Annotated in this window: 24 protein-coding genes; 9 read left to right on the plus strand and 15 right to left on the minus strand. The window is 59.4% G+C overall.

Features of this window, described 5'->3' with window-relative positions; translation table 11 throughout:
• Positions 1 to 31: 31 nt before the first annotated feature.
• The 4 genes from QA646_RS07080 to QA646_RS07095 form a co-directional block, all read right to left on the minus strand.
• On the minus strand, positions 32 to 1,660 hold the full coding sequence (locus tag QA646_RS07080) for a CTP synthase (RefSeq protein WP_283058332.1): 1,629 nt from the start codon (positions 1,658 to 1,660) through the stop codon (positions 32 to 34).
• A gap of 144 nt (positions 1,661 to 1,804) precedes the next feature.
• On the minus strand, positions 1,805 to 2,356 hold the full coding sequence (gene secG, locus QA646_RS07085) for a preprotein translocase subunit SecG (RefSeq protein WP_283058333.1): 552 nt from the start codon (positions 2,354 to 2,356) through the stop codon (positions 1,805 to 1,807).
• A 115-nt stretch (positions 2,357 to 2,471) separates the two neighbouring features.
• On the minus strand, positions 2,472 to 3,242 hold the full coding sequence (tpiA, locus tag QA646_RS07090) for a triose-phosphate isomerase (RefSeq protein WP_283058335.1): 771 nt from the start codon (positions 3,240 to 3,242) through the stop codon (positions 2,472 to 2,474).
• 134 nt (positions 3,243 to 3,376) lie between these two features.
• Positions 3,377 to 4,273 carry an alpha/beta hydrolase gene (locus tag QA646_RS07095; protein WP_283058337.1) on the minus strand — a complete coding sequence of 299 codons (897 nt, stop codon included), beginning with the start codon at positions 4,271 to 4,273 and terminating at the stop codon, positions 3,377 to 3,379.
• A gap of 200 nt (positions 4,274 to 4,473) precedes the next feature.
• On the opposite strand from QA646_RS07095, the gene parE reads away from it, so the two are divergent.
• The 3 genes from parE to QA646_RS07110 all read left to right on the plus strand — a co-directional run bounded on the left by parE (position 4,474) and on the right by QA646_RS07110 (position 9,126).
• Positions 4,474 to 6,537 carry a DNA topoisomerase IV subunit B gene (gene parE / locus QA646_RS07100; RefSeq protein WP_283058338.1) on the plus strand — a complete coding sequence of 688 codons (2,064 nt, stop codon included), beginning with the start codon at positions 4,474 to 4,476 and terminating at the stop codon, positions 6,535 to 6,537.
• A 136-nt stretch (positions 6,538 to 6,673) separates the two neighbouring features.
• Positions 6,674 to 7,807, plus strand: a complete 1,134-nt coding sequence (locus QA646_RS07105; RefSeq protein ID WP_283058339.1) for an esterase-like activity of phytase family protein — start codon at positions 6,674 to 6,676, stop codon at positions 7,805 to 7,807.
• Positions 7,808 to 7,947: 140 nt separating this feature from the next.
• Positions 7,948 to 9,126: an AI-2E family transporter gene (locus QA646_RS07110; protein WP_283058340.1), complete on the plus strand. Its 1,179-nt coding sequence runs from the start codon at positions 7,948 to 7,950 to the stop codon at positions 9,124 to 9,126.
• Between the two features lie 69 nt (positions 9,127 to 9,195).
• Here the strand turns inward: QA646_RS07110 and QA646_RS07115 are convergent, their stop codons facing one another.
• The 4 genes from QA646_RS07115 to QA646_RS07130 form a co-directional block, all read right to left on the minus strand.
• Positions 9,196 to 9,654, minus strand: coding sequence for a GNAT family N-acetyltransferase (locus QA646_RS07115; RefSeq protein WP_283058341.1), 459 nt, complete (start codon positions 9,652 to 9,654; stop codon positions 9,196 to 9,198).
• 34 nt (positions 9,655 to 9,688) lie between these two features.
• The gene (locus tag QA646_RS07120) at positions 9,689 to 10,828 is read right to left on the minus strand and encodes a DUF2336 domain-containing protein (RefSeq protein ID WP_283058342.1); all 1,140 of its coding nucleotides are present in this window, start codon (positions 10,826 to 10,828) and stop codon (positions 9,689 to 9,691) included.
• A gap of 127 nt (positions 10,829 to 10,955) precedes the next feature.
• Positions 10,956 to 11,561: a flavin reductase family protein gene (locus QA646_RS07125; RefSeq protein WP_283058343.1), complete on the minus strand. Its 606-nt coding sequence runs from the start codon at positions 11,559 to 11,561 to the stop codon at positions 10,956 to 10,958.
• Complete coding sequence (locus tag QA646_RS07130) at positions 11,561 to 12,148, minus strand: nitroreductase (RefSeq protein ID WP_283058344.1); 588 nt, start codon at positions 12,146 to 12,148, stop codon at positions 11,561 to 11,563. The genes QA646_RS07125 and QA646_RS07130 overlap by 1 nt, the downstream gene beginning before the upstream one ends.
• A gap of 109 nt (positions 12,149 to 12,257) precedes the next feature.
• On the opposite strand from QA646_RS07130, the gene QA646_RS07135 reads away from it, so the two are divergent.
• Positions 12,258 to 13,388 carry a hypothetical protein gene (locus QA646_RS07135; protein ID WP_283058346.1) on the plus strand — a complete coding sequence of 377 codons (1,131 nt, stop codon included), beginning with the start codon at positions 12,258 to 12,260 and terminating at the stop codon, positions 13,386 to 13,388.
• Positions 13,389 to 13,426: 38 nt separating this feature from the next.
• Here QA646_RS07135 and QA646_RS07140 read toward each other — a convergent pair whose 3' ends face one another.
• The 5 genes from QA646_RS07140 to QA646_RS07160 all read right to left on the minus strand — a co-directional run bounded on the left by QA646_RS07140 (position 13,427) and on the right by QA646_RS07160 (position 17,964).
• Positions 13,427 to 14,266 (minus strand): lysophospholipid acyltransferase family protein, encoded by an 840-nt coding sequence (locus QA646_RS07140; protein ID WP_283058347.1) that lies wholly within the window; start codon positions 14,264 to 14,266, stop codon positions 13,427 to 13,429.
• A gap of 145 nt (positions 14,267 to 14,411) precedes the next feature.
• Positions 14,412 to 16,400 (minus strand): threonine--tRNA ligase, encoded by a 1,989-nt coding sequence (thrS, locus tag QA646_RS07145; RefSeq protein ID WP_283058349.1) that lies wholly within the window; start codon positions 16,398 to 16,400, stop codon positions 14,412 to 14,414.
• Between the two features lie 129 nt (positions 16,401 to 16,529).
• On the minus strand, positions 16,530 to 17,060 hold the full coding sequence (locus tag QA646_RS07150) for a DUF1697 domain-containing protein (RefSeq protein ID WP_283058351.1): 531 nt from the start codon (positions 17,058 to 17,060) through the stop codon (positions 16,530 to 16,532).
• Between the two features lie 4 nt (positions 17,061 to 17,064).
• Positions 17,065 to 17,493: a membrane protein insertion efficiency factor YidD gene (yidD, locus tag QA646_RS07155; protein ID WP_283058352.1), complete on the minus strand. Its 429-nt coding sequence runs from the start codon at positions 17,491 to 17,493 to the stop codon at positions 17,065 to 17,067.
• A 15-nt stretch (positions 17,494 to 17,508) separates the two neighbouring features.
• Positions 17,509 to 17,964 carry an iron-sulfur cluster assembly scaffold protein gene (locus tag QA646_RS07160; protein WP_283058994.1) on the minus strand — a complete coding sequence of 152 codons (456 nt, stop codon included), beginning with the start codon at positions 17,962 to 17,964 and terminating at the stop codon, positions 17,509 to 17,511.
• A gap of 292 nt (positions 17,965 to 18,256) precedes the next feature.
• Between QA646_RS07160 and folE the strand changes: the two genes are divergently transcribed.
• The 3 genes from folE (at position 18,257) to QA646_RS07175 (ending at position 20,421) form a co-directional block, all read left to right on the plus strand.
• Positions 18,257 to 18,880, plus strand: a complete 624-nt coding sequence (folE, locus tag QA646_RS07165; protein ID WP_283058353.1) for a GTP cyclohydrolase I FolE — start codon at positions 18,257 to 18,259, stop codon at positions 18,878 to 18,880.
• A gap of 24 nt (positions 18,881 to 18,904) precedes the next feature.
• On the plus strand, positions 18,905 to 19,354 hold the full coding sequence (gene hisI / locus QA646_RS07170; RefSeq protein ID WP_107108076.1) for a phosphoribosyl-AMP cyclohydrolase: 450 nt from the start codon (positions 18,905 to 18,907) through the stop codon (positions 19,352 to 19,354).
• A 107-nt stretch (positions 19,355 to 19,461) separates the two neighbouring features.
• Positions 19,462 to 20,421 carry a patatin-like phospholipase family protein gene (locus QA646_RS07175; protein ID WP_283058354.1) on the plus strand — a complete coding sequence of 320 codons (960 nt, stop codon included), beginning with the start codon at positions 19,462 to 19,464 and terminating at the stop codon, positions 20,419 to 20,421.
• Positions 20,422 to 20,694: 273 nt separating this feature from the next.
• Here the strand turns inward: QA646_RS07175 and QA646_RS07180 are convergent, their stop codons facing one another.
• Together QA646_RS07180 and QA646_RS07185 are read right to left on the minus strand one after the other, a co-directional pair.
• Entirely contained in the window at positions 20,695 to 21,129 is a 435-nt protein-coding gene (locus tag QA646_RS07180; protein WP_283058355.1) for a CBS domain-containing protein, read from the minus strand.
• 174 nt (positions 21,130 to 21,303) lie between these two features.
• Positions 21,304 to 22,080 (minus strand): rhomboid family intramembrane serine protease, encoded by a 777-nt coding sequence (locus QA646_RS07185; RefSeq protein WP_283058356.1) that lies wholly within the window; start codon positions 22,078 to 22,080, stop codon positions 21,304 to 21,306.
• 301 nt (positions 22,081 to 22,381) lie between these two features.
• Between QA646_RS07185 and QA646_RS07190 the strand changes: the two genes are divergently transcribed.
• Together QA646_RS07190 and QA646_RS07195 are read left to right on the plus strand one after the other, a co-directional pair.
• Positions 22,382 to 23,044: a PAS domain-containing protein gene (locus QA646_RS07190; protein WP_283058357.1), complete on the plus strand. Its 663-nt coding sequence runs from the start codon at positions 22,382 to 22,384 to the stop codon at positions 23,042 to 23,044.
• Between the two features lie 84 nt (positions 23,045 to 23,128).
• Positions 23,129 to 23,758: a PilZ domain-containing protein gene (locus QA646_RS07195; RefSeq protein WP_283058358.1), complete on the plus strand. Its 630-nt coding sequence runs from the start codon at positions 23,129 to 23,131 to the stop codon at positions 23,756 to 23,758.
• Positions 23,759 to 23,768: the final 10 nt, after the last annotated feature.

Below are 23,768 nucleotides of genomic sequence, written 5' to 3' on the forward strand. Positions count from 1 at the left end.
AGGATGATACGGATCGGCCTTCAGTCAATTGTCAAACCAGCCGGCTTTGCTCCGTGGCCGCTTCGATGAAGCTCGAAAACAGCGGATGCGGCTCGAGCGGGCGGGACTTCAGTTCCGGGTGATACTGAACGCCGATGAACCAGGGGTGATCGGGGTATTCGATCGTTTCCGGCAGCACGCCGTCCGGTGACATGCCGGAGAAGACGAGACCGCAATCTTCCAGCCGATCCTTGTAGTCGATGTTGACTTCATAGCGGTGGCGGTGGCGCTCGGAAATGTCGGACGAGCCGTAGATTTCGGAAATTTTCGTGCCCTTCTTCAGGGCTGCCTTATAGGCGCCGAGGCGCATCGTACCGCCGAGATCGCCGGATGCCGTGCGCTTCTGCAGTTCGTTGCCCTTCAGCCACTCCGTCATCAGGCCGACGACCGGTTCGGTGGTGGGGCCGAATTCGGTGGATGACGCATGATCGACGCCGGCGAGATTGCGGGCCGCTTCGATGACGGCCATCTGCATGCCGAAGCAAATGCCGAAATACGGCACCTTGCGCTCGCGGGCAAAGCGGGCCGCATGGATCTTGCCCTCGGAGCCCCGTTCGCCAAAGCCGCCGGGCACGAGAATACCGTGGACCTTTTCGAGATACGGCGCCGGATCTTCCTTTTCGAAGACTTCCGACTCGATCCATTCAAGTTTGACCTTGACGCGATTGGCGATGCCGCCGTGATGCAGCGCTTCGATCAGCGATTTATAGGCATCCTTGAGGCCGGTATATTTGCCGACGATAGCAATCGTTACCTCGCCTTCCGGTGTGCGGATGCGGTTGCAAACCTCTTCCCACTGTTCAAGCCGCGGCTTCGGCGCCGGCTCGATGCCGAAAGCGGCGAGCACTTCGTTGTCGAGGCCTTCCTTGTGATAGGCCATCGGCACGTCGTAGATGTTGGCGACGTCGAGCGCCTGGATGACGGCCGAAGGACGGACATTGCAGAACAGCGAAAGCTTGCGGCGTTCGGCCTCGGGAATTTCCCGATCGGCGCGCACCAACAGGATGTCGGGATGAATGCCGAGTGCCTGCAGTTCCTTCACGGAATGCTGCGTCGGCTTGGTCTTCAGCTCGCCGGCAGCCGGAATGTAAGGCATGAGCGTCAGGTGGACATAGATCGCCGTGCCGCGCGGCAGGTCGTTGCCGAGCTGGCGGATCGCCTCCATGAAGGGCATGGCTTCGATGTCGCCGACCGTGCCGCCGATCTCGCAGATGACGAAATCATAGTCGTCATTGCCTTCGGTCACGAAATCCTTGATCTCGTTAGTGACGTGCGGAATGACCTGGACGGTGGCGCCGAGATAGTCGCCGCGGCGCTCTTTGTCGATGATGTTCTTATAGATGCGACCGGTCGTGATGTTGTCGGTCTTGGTGGCCGAACGACCGGTAAAGCGTTCGTAATGGCCGAGATCGAGGTCGGTCTCCGCACCGTCGTCGGTCACGAAGACTTCGCCGTGCTGGGTCGGGCTCATCGTGCCCGGGTCCACGTTCAGATAGGGGTCGAGTTTGCGCAGGCGGACCCGATAGCCACGGGCCTGCAACAACGCTCCGAGAGCCGCGGCCGCAATTCCTTTTCCGAGGGAAGAAACCACGCCGCCAGTGATGAATACATATCGCGCCATGGGAGTCACCGGATACCTTTTAACAAATGATTCCGCCAGCCCTAAAATTCGTTTCCGGAATTTTGGACACAGAACGCGGAATGTTGACAAAACAAAACCGGCAGATCCGAAGACCTGCCGGAGGATGATAGTCGATGACCGGGCTTACTGGCCGGTCGGAACGCCGTTGCCACTCTGGGCTGGCGTCGTGGTCGTGGCGGGCGCCGTCTGCTGACCGGTGGCCGGAGCAGGCTGCGTCGTCGTAGCGGGCTGGTTCGCCGTAGTGGCCGGCGCCTGCTGAGTTGTCGTCGGAGCGGGCTGAGCGGTGGTCTGAGACTGCGGAGCAACCGCGCCGCTGTTCGGAATGCCGTTATTGTTTGCGGGTTGCGACTCGCCACCTGCCGGTGCTGCGCCCTTCTGACCGCCGAGCGAATCGAGAATGCCGTTGCCCTGACCAGCAGTGCTCGGAATACGGTTGAGAATGTCGGTCGGACGGCCTTCAAAGCGCGAGTAAACATTCATACCCAGCGCCAGTACAAAGAACAGCGCCGCGAGGATCGCCGTGGTGCGGGTCAGCGCATTGGCCGTGCCGCGCGCCGACATGAAGCCCGATCCGCCGCCAATGCCCAGGCCGCCGCCCTCCGAGCGCTGAATCAGCACCACGCCGATAAGGGCGATGACAACCATGAGATAGATGACAAGCAGTACGGTTTGCATAGGTCCAGTCCTGCCCGCGGGCGCGGGCATCAAAAAGAAAAGCTTGCGGCTCTTTACATGAGGCTTTCGCCTATTCCAAGTCCTTTTAAGACTGGAATACGGGCAAGTGAAACCTTCAGGCGAACTGCCGTTCGAATGCGCCATAGATGGCGAGGAAGTCGACCGCTTTCAAGCTTTGGCCGCCGACGAGGAGACCATTGACATTGGCAACCGCGAGCAGATCCGCCGCGTTCGCACCGCTGACCGAGCCGCCGTAGAGAAGACGGAATTTCTCGCCGTCGCCGCCGAAGCGGGCTACCAGCTCCTTGCGGATGAAAGCGTGCGCTTCCTCGACATCCACGGAAGTGGGAACCTTGCCCGTGCCGATCGCCCAGACAGGCTCATAGGCGATGACGGTCGTTTCGGAGACGGCGCCGTCGGGTGTCGAAGCGGCAAGCTGGCGCTTGAGCACATCCAGCGTCTGGCCTTGCTCGCGCTCGTCGGCCGTCTCGCCGATGCAGATGATGGTGGTAAGTTCAGCCGCAAGTGCCGCTTCCGCCTTGGCGCGCACCAACGCGTCGCCTTCCGCGTGATTCCTGCGACGCTCGGAATGGCCGACGATCGCATGGGTGCCGAAGCAATCGGCGATCATCGCGGCGGAAATATCCCCGGTATGCGCGCCGCTGACCAGCGGATGGCAGTCCTGCGCACCGATCGCCAGCGGACTATCGTCGCAAAGGGCTGTTGCGACGTAGAGCAAGGTTGCCGGCGGGCAGATCAGCGTATCGATCTTCTCCGATAACGGCGCCTTCACGCCCTCGGCAATTGCCTTGATCTGGTCGAGACTGGCCCGCGTGCCGTTCATCTTCCAGTTTCCCGCCAGAAGCGGTCGTATTTTATCTGTCATTCCGCGTTTCCTCTCACCTCTCTGTCGCACTAACAAAACTGGGACTGAAAGAAAAGTTGAAAGCAATCGGAACGAATTCAAACCGTTTAAAAAATCGCTCTCCCGAAAATAAGCCGAAATTTTTTCGAAATGAATTATGACGGCTGTGGATCAATGATCCAGTTCAGCACTTTCCGCCAGTCGGTCATCCGCACGGGCGTGCCATGGTTGCCAGTGGCAAACAGCGTGAATCGCGACGGATAATGTGCCTTGTAGAGTTTTTCGAACAAAGCTTCCTGATCGGCAGCAGCATAGACCGGGTCCTTGCTGCCATGGGTGAACCAGATCGGCAATTTCGCCTTGTAGAAAGCGCTCTTGACGAAATCCGCGTCGGTGACCCCGCTTAAAATCGCCATCCCCTTCAGGCGCTGGACGCTCTCGGCGTCGCGCGTGATACCCCAGCAGATGAAGCTGCCCATCGAAGCGCAGGTGAGGATCACGGGCCTGCCGCCGGATTGCTCGTAGGAATAGCGGATCAGGGCCGCGATGTCGGCGACGCCGTCGCTATCGAAGCTCTTCACGCTCGGCGCGTAGTAAGTACCGCCGTTGTTGTAGGCGAGGTTCTTCAGCCGGTTGAAATTGCCGCCGAACGTATAGTCGTTCGACCCCAGCCGGCGGTCGCCGCCGCGGCCATGGATGAAGATCACGGTGAAGGCCTGCCTAGATGCCGGGCCGATGCGCGTGACGTCGAGCTTGCGGTCACCGAGCGGCAAGGTCTCATCCTCTTGTGCTTTCCAGCGCACGCCGGTTGCGACATAGGCCGGCTTGACGCGCCGTTCCGGCACCTGATCGCGACCGTTGATATCCCGCATTTCCTGATAGTCGATCGTCTGGAAAGCACCGTTATCATGGCTTTCGAGGACCGTCTGATTGGAAAACAGATCATCCTTGAAAGGTTTCAGCGCCTCTGCGGCGGCACCGGACACGGCTGCTAACGGCAAAAACGCCGCAATTGCGGCTAAAATCGACAAATGAGCTGTGGACATTCGCATGCGGACACTTCCCTCGATAGGCCCACGGGCTTGCCATTCGCCGCCCGGCAACGCAAATCTTTTTTCCGAATTTGCCCCGTTAGTGGGGTGCCATCGCGCTCGCGCGTCGTTTCTGGCAGAATCACGGTGATTCGCGAAACTGACGGTAAATGCGGTGATTTTGGGGTATGCCCCCTTCAAGGACAAATCTGAACAGTTCCATGGATAACAGCAACGATCTCTTCTCCGCACTGCCCCTTTCGCCGAAGCCGGAAGCGGGGGACAAGCCGGTCGTCAAGGCTGAAAAGCCTGTGGCCGCCCCTGCCCCACGCGCAGCACCGACAACCTCGAATGCTGATGAATATGGGGCGAATTCGATCCGCGTTCTCGAAGGGCTGGAGCCGGTGCGCATGCGCCCCGGCATGTACATCGGCGGCACGGATGAGAAGGCGTTGCATCATCTCTTCGCCGAAGTCATCGACAACTCCATGGACGAGGCCGTCGCCGGCCATGCCGATTTCATCGAAGTGCATCTCGACCAGCGCGGCTATCTGACCGTCACGGACAATGGCCGCGGTATTCCGGTCGAAAACCATCCGCAGGTGCCGGGCAAGTCGACGCTCGAGGTCATCATGACCAAGCTGCATGCCGGCGGCAAATTCGACGGCAAGGCCTATGAGACCTCTGGCGGTCTGCACGGCGTCGGTGTCTCCGTCGTCAATGCACTGTCCGATGATCTCGAAGTCGAGGTGGCGCGCAATCGCAAGCTCTATCGCCAGCGCTTTTCGCGCGGCCTGCCGCAAGGCGGTCTGGAAGAACTCGGCGATGTCCATAACCGTCGCGGCACCCGGGTTCGTTTCCATCCCGATCCGCAGATCTTCGGCGAGCACGCCAAGTTCGATCCTGCGCGCGTGTTTCGCATGGCGCGCTCCAAGGCCTATCTCTTCGGCGGCGTCGAAATCCGCTGGAGTTGCGATCCGGAATTGGTGCACGGTGCCGCCGATGTTCCGGAAAAGGCGGTCTTCCATTTCCCCGGCGGTCTCAAGGATTATCTCAAGGCGACGATGGGCAACGAATTCACCGTTACCCGCGAGATTTTCGCCGGTAAGTCGGAGAAGGCAAGCGGCCATGGTTCGCTGGAATGGGCGATCACCTGGTATGGCGGCGACCCGCAGATCCATTCCTATTGCAATACCATCCCCACCCCTGAAGGCGGCACGCACGAGGCGGGCCTGCGCATTGCGCTGACCAAGGGGCTGAAGAACTACGCCGAGATGACGCAGAACAAGCGCGCGGCCGGTATCACCACCGACGACGTGATGATCTCCGGCGTCGGCATGCTTTCCATCTTCATCCGCGAACCGGAATTCGTCGGCCAGACCAAGGACAGGCTCGCGACAGTCGAAGCGCAACGCATCGTCGAAAACGCACTGCGCGATCCCTTCGATCACTATCTCACCGACAATCCGGCCGAGGCCGAGAAGCTGCTCGAATGGGTGATCGAGCGCTCTGAGGAGCGCCTGCGCCGCCGCAAGGAAAAGGAAGTCAACCGCAAGACGGCGGTGCGCAAGCTGCGCCTGCCGGGCAAGCTTGCCGACTGTTCGCAGAACACCTCCGAAGGCGCCGAACTCTTCCTTGTCGAAGGCGATTCGGCCGGTGGCTCCGCCAAGCAGGCACGCAACCGCACCAACCAGGCAATCCTGCCCCTGCGCGGCAAGATCCTCAACGTCGCCAGCGCCGGCCGCGAAAAGCTGTCTGCCAATCAGCAGATCGCCGATCTCATCCAGGCGCTCGGCTGCGGCACGCGTTCGAAATATCGCGAGGAGGATCTGCGCTATCAGCGCATCGTCGTCATGACCGATGCCGACGTCGACGGCGCCCATATCGCTTCGCTGCTGATCACGTTCTTCTACCAGGAAATGCCGGAGCTGATCCGTGGCGGCCACCTTTTCCTGGCCGTGCCGCCGCTCTACAAGATCACGCAGGGGGCGAAATCCATCTACGCCCGCGACGACGCCCATCGGCTGGAACTGATGGAGAGCGAGTTCAAGGGCAAAGGCAAGATCGAGATCAGCCGCTTCAAAGGTCTCGGCGAAATGCTTCCCGCCCAGCTCAAGGAAACGACGATGGACCCGGCGAAGCGCACACTGCTGCGCGTCGAGATCGATGAGGTGGATTTCGAGGGGACGCGCGAAGCCGTCGACAATCTCATGGGCACCAAGGCAGACGCCCGTTTCCGCTTTATCCAGGAGCGCGCAGCGTTTGCGGAGAATCTAGATATTTAGCGGCCACGGCAAACCTCACATCGCGATATTGTTATCGAACTGACCGATATCCGTAACGAAAGCGTCACGGGCGGATGCATAGATGCAGCATCTCTGCGAACCCGCCAACTCGTAAACCGGATGTGACGATATCGCCATGTTGAAGCCCTTTTTGACGACTGCCGCTGCCCTTCTTCTCGGTTCCGTTGCCGCCCGCGCCGCCGATATCGGCATGGCGATCGACGTTCCCTGCCCCTTTGGCGACTGCAAGGCGGATATAAGCCTCTCCTATCTCGGCGAATACGACATTCCGACCGGGTTCATGGAAAACGGCGTCGAAGTCGGTGGGCTCTCCGGCATCGATTTCGATCCTTCGACCGGCCATTATGTCTCCATCAGTGATGACCGTTCCGAAAAGGCGCCGGCGCGCTTCTACGATCTCGACATCGATGTCAGCGCCGCTGGTCTGAAGGGCGTGACGGTTCTGGATCATGTGACGCTGAAGGATAAGAACGGCCAGCCTTTCGTTTTTCGCACGGTGGATTCGGAGTCGATCCGCGTCGGCAAGGACGGCATCTACTGGAGCAGTGAAGGCGATGGCAAGGCGCTGCTGCCGCCTTTCGTGCGGGTTGCCAATCGCGACGGCAGCTTCGTACGCGAACTGCCGCTGCCGCCAGGCTTTGCACCGACCGCCGACAAGAGCTCCGGCATCCGCGACAACCTCGCTTTCGAGGGGCTGACCTTTCTCGCCGGTGGTGATCTTCTTGTCGGCATGGAATCCGCGCTCTATCAGGACGGACCGATGACGACGCTGACCAACGGCGCGCTTGCCCGTTTGATCCGCTACGATGCTGCTACGGGTGAGCAAAAGGCACAGTACGCCTATCCGGTCTCGCCGATCCCGCAGGCGGCCGCCAAACCCGGCGGCTGGAATGATTTCGGCATGTCGGAAATTCTGGCATTGGATGATCGGCACGCGCTGTCGATCGAGCGCGGCTATGCGCAGGATGTCGGCAATTCGGTCGTCATCAATATGTTCGATCTCGATGGCGCGACCGATGTCTCGAACATTCCATCCCTGATCAAGACCGATCAGCGCATCGTGCCGGTTCGCAAGACTGAGGTCATGGATTTGCGCGCGCTCGGCCTTGCCCCTGACAACATCGAAGGCGTCACCTTCGGCAAGGCGAAAGACGGTACGGATGTGCTGGTCTTCGTTGCCGACAACAACTTCAATCCGACGCAGAAAACGCAGTTTTTTGCCTTCAAGGTCATCCACCGGCCGCGATAATCGGGGCGTCTATTCTCGCACCGGTAGTCGTCCGGTTGTCATGGCGACGGATTATATGGGCTTTCAGGTGATGGCCCTTGAAACAGCCTAGATCATACCCCATAACCGGTTGATCTAATAAAAAGAGTGAAGCAAGTCCGGTGGGTGTATTCGAACGTCATAAGCCAAGGGAGCCGCGCTGGCTCGGCCCAAGCGCGCCCGCGCGCATGGCCCTTATTCCGTCGATTTCGGCGGCGCGTTGGCTGCTGATCCTGATTGCCGCCGCCGGTATCTATTTCTTCTACGGTTTTCTCGTTCCGGTGCTGGCCGCGGCCGTGATCGGTTTCGCCACCTGGCCGCTTTATAGCGACCTCGTGCGCCGCACCAACGGCAATACGACGCTTGCGGCAACCATTGCCATCGCCTTTATCGTCACCTTCCTGGTGTTGCCGATTGTGCTCTCGGCTATCTATATGGTCGGTGAAGTCCGCGAATGGTTTGCCTGGGCCGTCCATGTCAACCGCGACGGCGCCCCGCCGCCACAGTGGATACTGGCGCTGCCGATCGTCGGTTCCTGGCTTGGCGATCAATGGACGCAATATGTCGGCAGCCCCGGTTCCATTGGCGAGTTGGCACAGCTCGTCAGCGGCGCCCACATCGGCAATATCTACCGGGCGGTGCTTGCCGCCGGCGGCGGCGCCTTCCATGTCGTGCTGACGTTGCTGTTCATGCTGATCGCCCTGTTCTTCATCTATCGAGATGGAGCCAGCTTCGTGCGTCAGGTCGATCTTCTGGGCGAACGTATCCTGCCGAATCGCTGGGAGCGCATTTCTCGCGTGGTACCGGCGACCATCAGCTCCACGGTCATGGGCATGACACTGATCGCCATCGGTGAAGGCGTGGTGCTGGGCGTCGCATATTGGATCGCAGGCGCGCCATCGGCAGTCACCCTCGGCGTTCTGACCGGGGTCATGGCGCTCGTGCCCGGCGGCGCGCCGCTCTCCATGTCGCTGGTTTCCATCTATCTGCTTGCGAGCGGCTCCCCTTGGGCCGGCGCCGGGCTGTTCATCTGGGGGACGGTCGAACTCTTCATCGTCGACAAGACGCTGCGGCCGAAGCTCGTCGGCGGCCCGATCAAGCTGCCTTTCCTGCCGACCTTTTTCGGACTTGTCGGCGGCGTCAAGACCATGGGGTTCCTCGGCCTGTTCATCGGTCCAGTCCTCATGGCCATTATCGTCGCCATCTGGCGGGAGTGGATTCGCGAGGCGGAACTGAGCGAGGAACACCACGCTCAGGAGCCGGAGCTGCAGTTGCGTATCCGGGACGGTTCGGACGGCTGATGAGACGCCGTGCGGTCATTAGAACGCACAAAGGGCGCTCTAATCTTTTGAATCCAGAGCTTCTCACCCTTACGGAAGCATCTTCTCCATGAACAGGCTGAGCGGATCGGGCTCGTAGCTGCCGAATGGTCCGATCTCGATGTAACCGAACTTGCGGTAGAGGCCGATTGCCTCCGGCTGATATATGCCGGTTTCGAGCCGTAGCGCCGTCAGCTTTCTTTCCGTCGCTTTCTCTTCCAGTGCGTTCATCAGCATCTGTGCAACCCTGCGTCCCCTGGCAAGCGGATCGACAAACATGCGCTTGATCTCCGCAGTACCATCCCCTTCCTCGACCAGCGCGCAACAGCCGACCGCATCGCCATCGAGCCGCGCGACCCAGAAGGTCACTTCGGGCCTCTCGAGCGCGTCCAGATCGAGCATGTGGTTGCTCTCCGGCGGATAAAGCGATTGCACATAGGCATTGGACATATCGAGGAGGCGGACAACGCCATCCTGACGTGGTGATTCAACAGTTATGGTCGGTGACAAGGTAGATTCCCAAAGCTTCAAAAGCCGATGCGTATCACGCCGCGGCAAGAGCCGCCAGCGCCGCGAATGTCCGCGCCGTCTGCCGGCGTTCGGCGTTGGCGAGCTTCTCGACCATATCGAGCAATTGCATCGCCGCGACAGGTTGCTCTTCTGTAAGTCTGAATTTACGCATCAGCCGCTCAGAAACATTTTCCAGCATAGTGCCACCGTTTGCGCACGATGCCTCACGCCAGATCAATGTCGCCTCGACAAAAACAATGCTGATATCGCGCGCCAAGCCGGCGGATTCATAAAGCGCACGAACGGCATAGATGCGGCCGGTGGAAAGGATGGAGCGCACGCGCCGCTCGTCGCAGCCCGAAAGGTTGGTGATCGCGCCGGCGAAGAAGTCCACCTTGCCGGAGCAAAGCGCATGCATCAGGAACGCCGGTGTCAACCAGCCGGACTGTCGCAGATGCTCGACCAGATCGGGAATGTCCTCATGCTGAACCGTGCCGGCGATGGAAACCGTAGCTGCCTCGCTGGCCTCACGGGTAATATGCTGAAGCCTGCCCGCGCCGATCGTAGCTTGAATAAGGCTTGAGCCAGTAAGTGCCTCGCTCACATGTCGCATCAGCAGGTGACGCACATCGGACGGCAGCGCGTCTCGATCAAGAAGCAGCCCACGTATGTCGGCCTGATCGCCAAGGCGCTCGGCGATCCGCTTCAGCGAGACGCGCGACAGCGAAGCGCCCTCGTTTTCCAACAGGCAAAGGATTTCCGTCTCACCGCCCATTTCGGCGAGTGCTGCCGAAACTGACCGTGATACTCGTCCGCGCGATGCTATCAAGACGCGTGTCACATTGCTGCCGCGTAGCGCAAGGTCGACGAGATCGGCATCGGTAAACACCGGTGAAAAAAGAACGACCTGCCCTGCGATCTCCGGCTGATCCTCAGCCAGCGACAGGATGATATTGCGCGGCGCATCCGGCGAACGCGCGACTGCTTCGGCCAGCGACAGGCGCACGCGCGGCGACGGATCATCGAGCAGATAGATCATCGCCATCTCGGCCGCGGCACGCTCTTCCCGCGGCATCTCCGACTGCAGATAGGCGCGCCCGAGCGCATTGGCTGCCCTCGCCCTACCCTCTGCCTTGGCGGTCTCTGCCCAGCGAAGAAATGCTTCTATGATCACCTAACGCCCCGATACCGGCGGGACGATTCCCGACCCGCGAACTCATATCGAACACGTTAGCGACGAAAGGTTTACGGGCCGTTTACCTTATTTATTAACCACTAATGCGAGGCAAAAGGCGTCGATGTCACGGCGCTTTTGGCCGCAGCAGTTCGAAGACATCGCTGCCTTCGCTATAATCCATGTAGCCCATGCGCGCGACGGGCCGCGCGAGAGCCATGTCGAGCCGACCGTCGCGAATGATCGCCTCGTCGATATGGATGCCGATGACCTGGCCGAAGACCATGACATTTTCCGATGGCTCGCCATCGAGGCCCTTAGGCTGCATGATCTCGGTCACCCGGCATTCGAGGACCGCAAAAGCCTCGCCGACATAAGGCGCATCGACCAACTTGCCGGGCTTTGCCGTCAGTCCGGCCAGTTCGAACTCGTTGACGCCGTAGGCGACGGCGATCGAGGAATGATTCATCTTCTCCACGATATGGCGGCTGACGAGGTTGGCGGTGAAAACGCCTGTTTCCTCGACATTGCGCACGCTGTCCTTTCGGCCGGCAGAAGAGAACATCACCAGCTTCGGCCGGTCGCTGACCGCATTGAAAAAGGAATAAGGGGACAGATTCAGCGAGCCGTCTCTGCCCTTGCTGCCGATCCAGCCGATCGGCCGTGGCGCGACGATAGCCTTGAATGGGTCATGCGCCAGGCCATGCCGGTTGGTGTCCGTCGTGTAGAACATCATGCTTCCTCGCCGCCGACCCAGGTCACGGTCTCCGTCAGTTCCGGGCGTGGGCGTTCGGTGGATGGGAAGTTGGAGGAACCGATATGGATGAAGCCGGCTACCTTTTCGCCCGGCTGGACGCCGAGCAGCGGATAGGCACGCTCGTCATAGGCGAACCACTCAGTCAGCCAGTTCGAAACCCAGCCATGCGCATTGGCCGCGATCAACAGGTTGAGGCAAAGAGCGCCCACCGACATCAACTGTTCCCATTCCGGGATTTTGAAATGCGGTCCCGCCTTGCTCACGACGGCAATGACAACAGGCGCGCGGGTGAAACGCGTGCGCTCGACCTGGATCATCTCTTCGGACAGGTTCGGCTTGACTTCCAGTGCTAGCTTCAACAGCTCCTCGCCGATTCGCGCGCGCTCCTCACCGCGATAGACTATGAAGCGCCAAGGTGCGAGCTTGCCGTGATCCGGCACGCGCGAAGCGAGCCGCAGAATATTTTCGATTTCGGCTTTGTCCGGGCCGGGTTCCATCATTTGAAATGCGGGAATGGATCGGCGCACCGCCAGATAATCGACCAGCTTGATATCGGTTTTCATCGATTGATTGCTTTCATTTTCATGCGCGAGAGGAAGTGGGTCTTGAATTTGCCACTCCGTTGGTCTTGAAGTGGCCTGTGTTTTACCGGAAGTCAACGGTTGGGAATTCATGTCAGGCATTTCATCCGCTCGCCGATTGGGCACGGCGTTCGCAATGCTCGCGAGCCTGAGTACCGTTGCTTCGGCGCAAAATGCCTTCCAGGAATTCAAGCAGCTCGACGGCAGCGTGAAGATGCCGAAGCTCAACGCCTTTGTAGCGCCGGGCGGCGAAAATTCGTCCAGTCAATCGCTGCGCGATGTCTCGCTCGAGGCTAAGCTGGCCTCAGACGGTGGCCCGCAATTGCAGGGTCTTTCCTGGTATGTCTTCAGCCCCTTTGCCGGCGCCGACGGCAAGCTGCCGCTGGTTGCAAGCTCGAAAGGCGGCTCCGCCTCTTTCCATCTCCTTCCCGGCGACTATTTCGTCAACGTCTCCTTCGGCCGTGCCGGCGTCACCAAGAAATTGACCGTGCCGGAAAGCGGCGTGCTGCAAAAGCAGATCATGGTGCTTGACGCCGGTGGCATGGTGCTGAATGCCGTCTCCGGCTCCGACGTGCGCATTCCCCCGGATGAGCTGAGTTTTTCGATCTATTCCAACGATGCGAAGGAAGACGGCGAGCGCGGTCTTGTCATGTCCGATGTCAAGCCGAACACGCTGGTCGGCCTCAGCGCCGGCACCTATCACGTCGTCTCCGAATACGGTGCCGTCAACGCCGTCATCCGGGCCGACATCCAGGTGGAAGCCGGCAAGGTGACCGAAGCGACGATTCAGCACAAGGCAGCGAAGATTACTTTCAAGCTGGTATCGGACAAAGGCGGCGAGGCGATCGCCGATACGGCCTGGTCGATCCTGACCTCTGCCGGCGATATCGTCGGCGAAAGCCTCAGCGCTTTCCCCGCCATGGTGCTCGCGGAAGGCCAATATACGGCCATTGCCCGCAACAAGGACAAGATCTATCAGCGCGACTTCACCGTCGCAGCCGGCAAGAACACCGATGTCGAAGTGCTGATGAAGGAACAGCAACCGCAAGACGCCAATGATCAGCAACAGCCCGCGCAACAGATTCCGGTTCCGTCACCACAGGTACAGCAAAACCAAACCCCGCAGACGCAACCGGCCGCCTCGGGCCAGCAGCGCCCCTTGCCAACCTATGAGCAATTGGCCCCGTCATCTGGCGGCGACGAAGGCGAGAGCATGGACTGAGGGCGAGATAGGCTCCGAATTTATGTCGGCGGCCTTCGCTATACGGCCCTCTTTCGCACCGCCCGCCTCGGAGGCGCCATGGAAAATACCGCGCTGTAGAGCTTTAACAACAGATCCTTGCGGTCGTTGCCTTCGCTGAGTGCCTCCCAGGTCATCAGCCTGCCGACATGGGCTGTGATGGTGCTGCCGGAAAGACGGCGGAATTCGCGGATCAGCAGGGAAAGACGCAGCGTCAGCGAAACACGGCTGGCGAGATGAAACAACCGGCCGTTTTGCCCTTCGAAATAGATGGGAATGACGCTGGCGCGCGCCGATTGAATGAGTTTTGCCGGAAAAATTTTCCACGGCAGGTCCTCGGCGCGGCCGAAGCCCTTCTTGGCCGTCGCGACACCGCCGGCCGGAAAAACGATGATCGTCGTGCCTTCCTTGAGCAGGCGAACGGCCTCGTGGCGCGTCTTCATGTTGATCGCCATTGCCTCCTTGGTTTCCTCGAAGGAAACCGGCAGCGAATAATCGGCCATCTCAGGCACTTTCAGCAATTCGTTGTGTATCAGCACCTTGAAGGGTCTGCCGAGCTGCTCGGCCAGCGCCAGGATTGCGATGCCGTCGCCGATGCCGAACGGATGATTGGCGACGATGACGATCGGCGCATCCGGAATCTCCGGCAGCGGCCACTCGCCCTTGGCAACCAGGCTCACATCGATGAGATCGAGCATCTTGCCGAAGACACGTTCGCTCTTGCCGACAATATCGCTGCGCCAGATGTCATAAAGCCGGGCATAACGATCACGTCCCGACAGGCCTTCGATGGAGCGGATGAACCAGCGCTTGATGCGCGTATCCCGTTCATTGGCGTAGGATAATTCTTTGAAATCCAAATCCGCGACGGGCTGCCCCGCTCCTCAAACCAATTGCGCCAATGTTGGGCAGCAACCGGCGCAACGCTCTGATTCAAATATATATTAAAGTTTCATGTCAGTTGTCTGACGGCTCTTTGAGAGGGCCGTCAGACAACATCTGATATCAAGCGGCTTTGGAACGCTTGGCTTCACGCTTGCGCAGGATATCCGGCGGCGTGGCTTCGAGTGCAAGCGAGGCGATGGCCTCATCGAGCGACATCGCCGTCTGCGCCTGGCTGCCGAGGCGGCGGATGTTGACCGAACGCTCTTCGGCTTCCTTCTTGCCGCAGACGATGATGACCGGAACCTTCGTCACCGAATGCTCGCGGATCTTGTAGTTGATCTTTTCGTTGCGGAAATCGGTCTCGACATCGAGCCCGGCTTCGCGCAGCGCTTCAGCAACCTCGTTGCCATATTCGTCGGCTTCCGAGGTGATGGTTGCCACCACCACCTGCAGCGGCGACACCCAGAGGGGCATATGGCCGGCGAAATTCTCGATCAGGATACCGAGGAAGCGTTCCATCGAACCGCAGATGGCGCGATGGATCATCACCGGCTGCGTCTTTTCGGAATGCTGGTCGATATAGAAGGCGCCGAAGCGTTCCGGCAGGTTGAAGTCGACCTGCGTCGTGCCGCATTGCCATTCACGGCCGATGGCGTCCTTCAGCGTGTATTCGAACTTCGGGCCATAGAACGCGCCCTCGCCCGGCAGAATGCCGGTCTTGATGCGTCCTTCGGACTGTGCCTCGATGGTCTTCAGCACGTCCATCATCACGCTTTCGGCCCGGTCCCAGAGATCGTCAGAGCCGACGCGCTTATCCGGGCGGGTCGAGAGCTTGACGACAATCTCCTTGAAGCCGAAATCCTCGTAGACCGACAGGATGAGATCGTTGATCTTCAGGCATTCAGCCGCCATCTGCTCGTCCGTGCAGAAGATGTGCGCGTCGTCCTGCGTAAAGCCGCGCACGCGCATCAGCCCGTGCAAAGCGCCCGAAGGCTCGTAGCGATGCACTGCACCGAATTCCGCAAGCCGGATCGGTAGTTCGCGGTAAGACTTCAGGCCATGCTTGAAGATCTGGATATGGCCGGGGCAGTTCATCGGCTTCAGCGCGAAGACGCGATCGTCATCGGTCTCGTCGCCAGCGACGGTGACCTTGAACATGTTATCGCGATACCAGCCCCAGTGACCGGAAGTCTCCCAAAGCGACTTGTCGAGCACTTGCGGCGCGTTGACTTCCTGATAGTCGCCCTGCAGCCGCCGACGCATATAGGACACCAGCGTCTGGAACATGCGCCAGCCCTTGCCGTGCCAAAAGACGACGCCGGGGCCTTCTTCCTGGAAGTGGAACAAGTCCATTTCGCGACCGAGACGGCGGTGATCGCGCTTCTCCGCTTCGGCGAGGATGTGCAGGTAGTTATCGAGATCGGCTTGTTCGGCGAAGGCCGTGCCATAGATGCGGGTCAGCATCGGATTGTTGCTGTCGCCGCGCCAATAGGCGCCAGCCACCTTCATCAGCTTGAAGGCCGAGCCGATCTGGCCGGTGGAGGCCATGTGCGGTCCACGGCAAAGATCGAACCAATCACCTTGGTAATAGATCTTGAGGTCCTGCCCTTCCGGAATGGCATCGACAAGTTCGACCTTGTAGCGTTCGCCCTTTGCAGCGAAGACTTCCTTTGCCTTCTCGCGCGACCAGATCTGCTTGGTGAACGACGCATTGCGCTGGATGATCTCGCGCATCTTCTTCTCGATGACCGGCAGGTCGTCGGGCGTGAAGGGTTCGTTCTTGGCAAAGTCGTAGTAGAAGCCGTTTTCGATGACCGGGCCGATGGTTACCTGCGTGCCGGGCCACAGTTCCTGCACCGCCTCCGCCATGACGTGCGCCGCATCGTGCCGGATCAGTTCCAGCGCGCGGTCGTCATTGCGAGTGATGATCTCGATCTTGCCTTCGGCCACAGGATCGGAAAGGTCGCGCACGGTACCGTCGATTGCAATGGCGACGGCCTTTTTGGCAAGCGACTTGGAAATGGATTCGGCGACATCCCGGCCGGTTGCGCCAGCATCGTAGCTGCGTACGGAGCCATCGGGAAATGTCAGGGAAACGGATTGGGACATCGAAAATTCTCCTTGTCCAGTCCCGCCAACGAATGCGGGTGGTTTTGAAAGATGCGAACTAAGTGAATGCTGACTTATGTTCGCGCGCCTGATAGCCGTATTTCGCCCTCCAGTAAAGGAAAAGCAGCTCTACTCGCCGATCATCTCGGCCAATCCGCGCACCGTGTTCCAGTTGCGCAACGTGCCTGCGCCGAGGCGCCTGGTGGTGAGCGCCGAGAGCAGACGGCTTTCGCTCGCCTTGCCGCCAAAATCGATCCACAGGTCGCCGTCGACCACCGCCAGGCGTTCAGGGTCGTGTCTGTATCTGTCGAGGGTTGCTATCACCGATGGTTCCAACGTTTTTCGCATGACGCGGACGACCACCTCACTGCCCCTGCCATCGCTGAACGGATTGCCGGCGGCGAGCCTGTGCCATGTCTCCGCATCGCGGACAATGATATCGACATGCTTGCCAAAAGTCTTCACGAAGCCTGCTTCGAGCTTCGCCTCGATCTCTGCAATTGGTTGCTCGTCAGCCTCGAAAACGAGATTGCCGGTTGCAACCAGCGTTTTGACGTTGAAAAATCCAATGTCTTCCGCCATTGCCCGCAAATCGCTCATAACGACACGCCGACCGCCGCCGAGGACGATACTGTGCAGAAGCGCGATGTAGACCGCCATGCCGTCAGGCGACCTTTTGTCCCAGGCGGAAATAACGCCAGGGCGTCCACCAATGATAGCGGTTCTCCAGCGTTTCCGGCACGGGATCAAGCCCGCTCGTGCCTCCGGGACCGCAGCGCGCGACGCGGAACAACGTCATCCAGCCGCCGGCCCACAGGCCATGCCGGGCAATCGATTCATAGCCGTATTCCGAGCAGGTCGGGATATGGCGGCAGGAATTGCCGATGAAACCGGAAAGCGTCAGTTGATAGAAGCGGATGAGAGCCATGCCCAGAAGCCGGTCGGGCGTTTTGCGGAAAGGGCCGGAATAATTGCGGGAATGGCGTGGCTTGCTGTTGCCGTGGGGCGATATTTCGTCACGCCTTATCCTTTTGGAGCCTGCAGCCGCTCCTCCCTCAACTTCGTCATCTTGCATGGAGCAGAGGTGGCACATCGCCTGCAGCCTTGATCAAACGGTCGCCACGGCCCGATGAGGTTCGCGTGCCGCCTCGATCTGACCGACCGCATCCACCACGGCATCGAAGGTCAGCATCGTCGAAGCATGCCGGGCCTTGTAATCCCTGACCGGTCGCAAATAGCGCATGTCTTCGAAACGCCCCGTAGGCCCCTCGCCATCCGCCTTCAGCATCGCGAGCATATCTTCGCGTGCCTGCCGTAATTCGCTGGCGGTAGCACCGACGACATGGCGGGCCATGATGGAGGAAGAGGCCTGTCCGAGCGCGCAGGCCTTGACGTCGTGGGCAAAATCCGTCACGACCTCGCCGTCCATTTTCAACCAGATCTTGACGCGGGAGCCGCAAAGCCTGGAATGGGCCTGAGCGCTTGCATCGGCGTCGGAAAGGCTGCCGATGCGTTCGATATTGCCGGCAAATTCCAAAATCTTGCTGTTGTAGATGTCGTCCATCATCGCTTTGCTCCGACGCGCCCGGTCTTTGTTTCATAACAAAAAACGCAGCGTGTCTCATTAGGACACTTTCACAGGGACAATGTCATACTATATGTATGTCGTTCGAAGACCATCAAATTGCAATGGTCTTCTGTAAGTTTGATGGGAAACCGTGCAGGACGGCAGGCTTGTCCGCCAGCCAGAACGCCCCGGAGCCCGCCAAAGGTGCATAGTTCTCCACGTTCCGGAGGATACCAGTGGCGAGTCCGACAAAATGAGATCCGCGATGCGGATCAGGAGACCACAGGTAATGGACGCCATTGTAAAGAACTTTCCGCAAGCAGTTGAATCCAATCCGGTATCGGACCGTCCATCTCAAAAGGAAGCCGAGGACGCAGTCCGCGTTCTGCTTCGCTGGGCAGGTGACGATCCGCAGCGCGAAGGGCTGCTCGATACGCCGACCCGTGTCGCCAAGGCGTACCGCGAACTCTTCTCTGGCTACGATTTGAACCCCGAGGACGTGCTCGGCCGCACCTTCGAGGAGGTTTCCGGCTATGATGACATGGTCCTCGTGCGCGACATTCCGTTTTTCTCGCATTGCGAACATCACGTGGTACCGATCATCGGCAAGGCGCATGTCGCCTATCTGCCGAACGGCCGCGTCCTTGGCCTTTCCAAGATCGCCCGTGTCGTCGAAATCTTCGGCCGCCGCCTGCAGACGCAGGAGGCCATGACCGCTCAGATTGCCAACGCCATCGACGACTCGCTGCGCCCGCGCGGCGTGGCCGTCATGCTCGATGCGGAGCATATGTGCATGGCGATGCGCGGCGTGCAGAAGCAGGGCTCGACGACGTTGACGACGACGTTTACCGGCGCCTTCAAGGCCGATCCGGCCGAGCAGGTCCGCTTCATGACGATGGTCCGGAGCCGCTGATTGGGCTTCAACGAAAGAGCCGAGATGAACCTGGTATTCAATGAACCTTCCGCAGATAAGTCCGAGCTTGAGGATGCGGGCGATTTCACGCCGCGTTTCGACGATCGCGGCCTGATCACCGCGATCGTTACCGACGCCCATGACGGTGAACTGCTGATGGTCGCGCATATGAATGCCGAAGCCCTGGCGCTGACCATAAAGACAAAAACGGCGCACTACTTCAGCCGTTCGCGCGGAAAAATCTGGAAAAAGGGTGAAACCTCCGGAAATCTGCAGACGGTGAAGGAGATGCGTACCGATTGTGATCAGGATGCTATCTGGCTGAAAGTTGAGGTCGCCGGTCACGACGCGACGTGCCATACTGGACGGCGTTCTTGCTTCTATCGCACTGTCGAGCTGGAGGATGGAAAGCCGGTGCTGAACGTCGTCGACGATCACCTGCATTTCGATCCCGGCGAGGTCTATGGGCAGTAAGCACCGCTCGCCGGCTTAATAAGCAACAGCCGAATATACGATTTGGAAACAAAAAAGGGACAATATTTTAGCAAGAGGCAGTTATACGCCTCGGAGGATGGCATGCCATGTTGAATTGGGGGTTGATTCGTCAGAGCGGTGGGCAGGCTCCTGTCGGTTCAGGTCCGACCACCTCACAGAACATACCTGCCCTGCCCGCTGACACCACTCCCCCAAAGAAAGTAAAGATTGCGCTGGCACTTGGCGGTGGCGCCGCTCGCGGTTGGGCGCATATCGGCGTGCTGCGCGCCTTGAGCGAGGCCGGCATCGAGGTCGGCATGATCGCCGGTACCTCCATCGGAGCCCTGGTCGGCGGCTGTTATCTTGCCGGCAAACTTGATGAACTGGAGGGCTTTGCCCGCTCGCTGACCATGCGCCGCATCGCCAGCCTTCTCGATCTTACCATCGGCGGCAGTGGTCTTTTCGGCGGCATGCGGCTTACCAAGCGCATGCAGGAACACCTTGAAGGCTTTACGATCGAGGACCTGGACCACCCGTTCGTCGCCGTCGCGTCGGAACTGAATACCGGCCACGAAGTCTGGATCACGAACGGTTCGCTGATCACAGCGCTGCGGGCATCCTATGCCCTGCCCGGCATTTTTGAGCCGGTGCGCACCAACAGCCGTACGCTGGTCGATGGCGCACTGGTCAACCCTGTGCCCGTTTCTGTCTGCCGCGCCTATGAACAGCCGCTCGTGGTGGCCGTCAACCTGCATTACGATCTCTATGGCCGTTCAGCCGTCGTCAAACACAATACCGGTCCATTGAATGGCGAGCCGCAACGTGAAGCGCCCTATACCAAGCTCGGGATGACCGGTGTCATGGTGCAGGCTTTCAACATCATACAGGATCGAATTTCCCGTGCACGCCTCGCCGGCGATCCGCCGGATCTCGCGCTGCACCCGCGCCTAAGCGACATCGGTCTCTCTGAGTTTCATCGTGCTGGCGAAGCGATCGAGCGCGGCTATGAAGAGACTTCGGTCCGGCTCGCCGAAATCAGGCGCATGCAGGAAGCCTTTGCCCGATAGGGCGTCAATCATTCGGTTACGGAAGGGCGCAGCGAAAGTAGAGCCGTTTCGGCTCCGCCGAGCAGTTAATGCATGTCGCGCAAAAGTGTGCGGCGGTTTTGCGAGAACGACATGCAAAAGCAAAGAGCTAAAGCGTCAGAGCGAATCTGAAAGATCGCGACGAGCTTTAGATCCGACAATGCCGCGAAATCCGGCCCCTCGCTTTAGGCTCAGGGCATTGATCGCTGCAATCGACCCACCGGGTCGATTGCTTCGGCTTTGCCGAACCGCTCCTCACCCCGCGATATAAGCCTTGATCTGCTCGGTTTCGAGTTCGATTTCGCGGATGCGCCATTTGACGACGTCGCCGATCGAGATGATGCCCGTCAGTTTGCCTTTTTCTTCGACCGGAACATGGCGGAAGCGGCGGTGTGTCATCAGTTCCATCAGCTCATCGGTGGTGGTGTCTTCCTTGCAGCGGTGCACCTTCGCCGTCATCAGCGAAGCGATCGGCTGGTTGAGGCTATCCGGGCCGTGCTTGGCGACTGCGTTGACGACATCGCGCTCGGTGAAAATGCCGGAAATCTTGCCCGCCATTCCGACGACGACAATGGCGCCGATGCGGTTCTCACTCAGAATTTTAGCGGCTTCCGCAAGGGTCGTATTTCCCCCGGTCGTGGTAACGTTGCGACCTTTGGCATCAAGTATGGCTTTGACGGAGACTGGCATTCGATCCTCCCATCTCGAAAGCAAAGTGAACAATTGAGCCTCGGTTTTGTTCCGAATCGCCTCCGGATTCGGACCGATGCTGCCTTCATCGACTGACGCTGGTCTCCTCCCTTCGCCGCCGATGATTGTGAATGGTGCGCTAGTGAGGGTCAGAAAGCAACAGCTTCATTTTACCTATGCAGCCGAGTCTTCGAGCTCGATGCGAGGTTGCCGGTCGAACAGGGCAAACAGCAGGAAGCCGAAAAAGAAGCCGCCGATATGTGCATCCCAGGCGACCGGCTGCGCGCTGTCACCGACGATGGTTATACCGAAGGCGACGAGCGCATTGCCGGCAATCCACATCACGATATAGGCGACGACCGTGCGGCTGCGCAGCGAGGCCGCGATCGACAGCCGCGGATTAAGATGCGCCTGCCGAATGCCGACACGGGGGCCGTCCATGGCGGGAAAGGCAAAACGGCAGGCCGCTCCCATGAGCCCCGAAACGACGCCCGACGCGCCGATCAGCAAGCTTTGGTCTCCCCAATAGATGGCGGCATGCAGGAATGCCGATGCAGCCGCAGAAAGAATCCAGAAGATCACGTAACGCGCAACGCCGATCCGGCGCGCGACGGGCGCAGCAAAGACCATCAGCCACAGCCCGTTGAAGACGATATGTTCGATGCTGCCATGCAGGAGCGAATAGGTAACCGGTGTCCACAGCCATTCCAGCCCCTGTTGCGACAGCGGAACGGCGTAACGTGCGGGAATGAAGCAGAAGGTGAAATAGAGCCAATTCAGCGCATCGTCCGACCACCAAGGCAGGTTTTGAATAGCGAAGACGACGATGAGTAGGCCGAGGCTTGCGACGATGACGGGCGGAAGGTTGAAAGCAGGAACTCGCTTCGGCGGCCGATTTTCCTCGGGCTCGTGGCGCGGTGGCTCGGCATCATCCATGATTTGCTCTGACATCTTGAGAAGGGACTCGAGACATACAGCAGCAAATATCAAAAAAAAAGCCGCCTAACCCCGTTAGACGGCTTGTTCGGGCGCCCCTCGCTGGGACATGCCGCAATGGTATGTCCCACGCCCGAGATAGTCTGTGCGTCACCCTCGTGAAGTGATGGTCTATTTCTCCCACGCATGGCCGCTCAAAGCAAATGAAACCCTCTTTTAACCTTAACGGCCCGGCCGTGGCACGAAATAAGCATGGCATGATGCAAGGGCAATGAATGCCCGGGCACCTGAACTGAAATGGGACATGGGGCGCATCATGCGGCAGAAAACCAGCACTGAGATATTTACCTACTGGGAGCAGCTTCGCGGCAATGCCGATGCGCCCTTGCGCAATTTGATACAGCCTTCGGCAGTCCGCCATATTCTGCCTCAGCTCTTCATTCTGGAGTCAGTGCCGAACGAGGCGCCACGCTTTCGGCTGGCCGGAACGGCGATCTGCAGCTTCATGGGGCGCGAGCTTCGCGGCGAGAGTTTTGCTGCATTGTGGGCCGGCAGCCAGCCTGACGATCCCGTACGCATCGCTGCCGGCGTGATGTCGCATGTGGTTCCTGCCTTGATCAATGCGACCGGTTACAGCATCAGCGGTCGCAATATAGCCTTTGAAATGGTGCTGATGCCGGTACGTTCGGCCGGCGATGTCTGTGACCGGCTGCTCGGCTGCCTAACGCCAGTTGCACACTTGTCTTGGCTCGGTAGCGAGCGTCTGGAGTTCCTTGCGCTCGATCGCAGCAGCCTGTTGTCCGAGCGCCCTGCCCGGCGCGTCGAAGTGCCATTATATCCGGAGCCTGCCGATTTGATCTCCCGTCATGATGGTGCAGGGCTCGGTGAATTGATGCGGCGCAAACTGAATCCAAAAGCGGATGGACGCGATCACGAAAAGGTTGACTCATCGCGATACAGATTTAACCGTCTTCTCTGAGCTATCTCTCAGAGAAGACAATATTACCTTAAGAAGTTTCGGCTAGTGATTGCAGGAAACATAATTGGTTGAAGAAGCCCTTTCATGCAATCATTCCAGCCAGCTCAGACGACGCGGCCAAACCAATTGGCAGGAAATTCGTCTCGCATGGATCAGCGGACCTTTCAGCGGGTTCCGATCAACATGCAGGGCCGCTTGATGCTGGCCAATTATGAGGAATTCGAATGCCTGGTCACGGATATGTCGCCCGGCGACATGTACGTCACCTGCCCCGGCCGTCCACGCGCCAATGAGCGCGTCGTGGCCTATATCGATCATCTCGGCCGGGTCGAAGGCCATGTTCTCGCCGTTGACGCCCGCGGCTTCAGCATGTCGATCAATGCCACCGATCGCAAGCGAGAGAAGCTCGCGGCTCAGCTCACGTGGCTGGCCAACAAACATGAGCTCGGTCTGCCGGAAGATCGCCGCCACGACCGCCTTACACCGCGCAATACCCTCAGCGAATTGACGCTGGAGGACGACACGCGCTACGTCTGCCGCATCATGGACCTGTCGCTCTCCGGCGCTGCCGTCGATGTCGAGGCACGCCCACCGATCGGAACGCCGGTACGCCTCGGCAACATGCGCGGCCGCATCGTGCGCCATTTCATGGAAGGCGTCGCGATCGAATTTCTCTCGCTGCAATCTCGCGAGACCTTGCGCGAATTTCTCTAAATCTGTCATC

The sequence above is a fragment of the Rhizobium sp. CB3090 genome (assembly GCF_029714285.1).
Classification (GTDB): domain Bacteria; phylum Pseudomonadota; class Alphaproteobacteria; order Rhizobiales; family Rhizobiaceae; genus Rhizobium.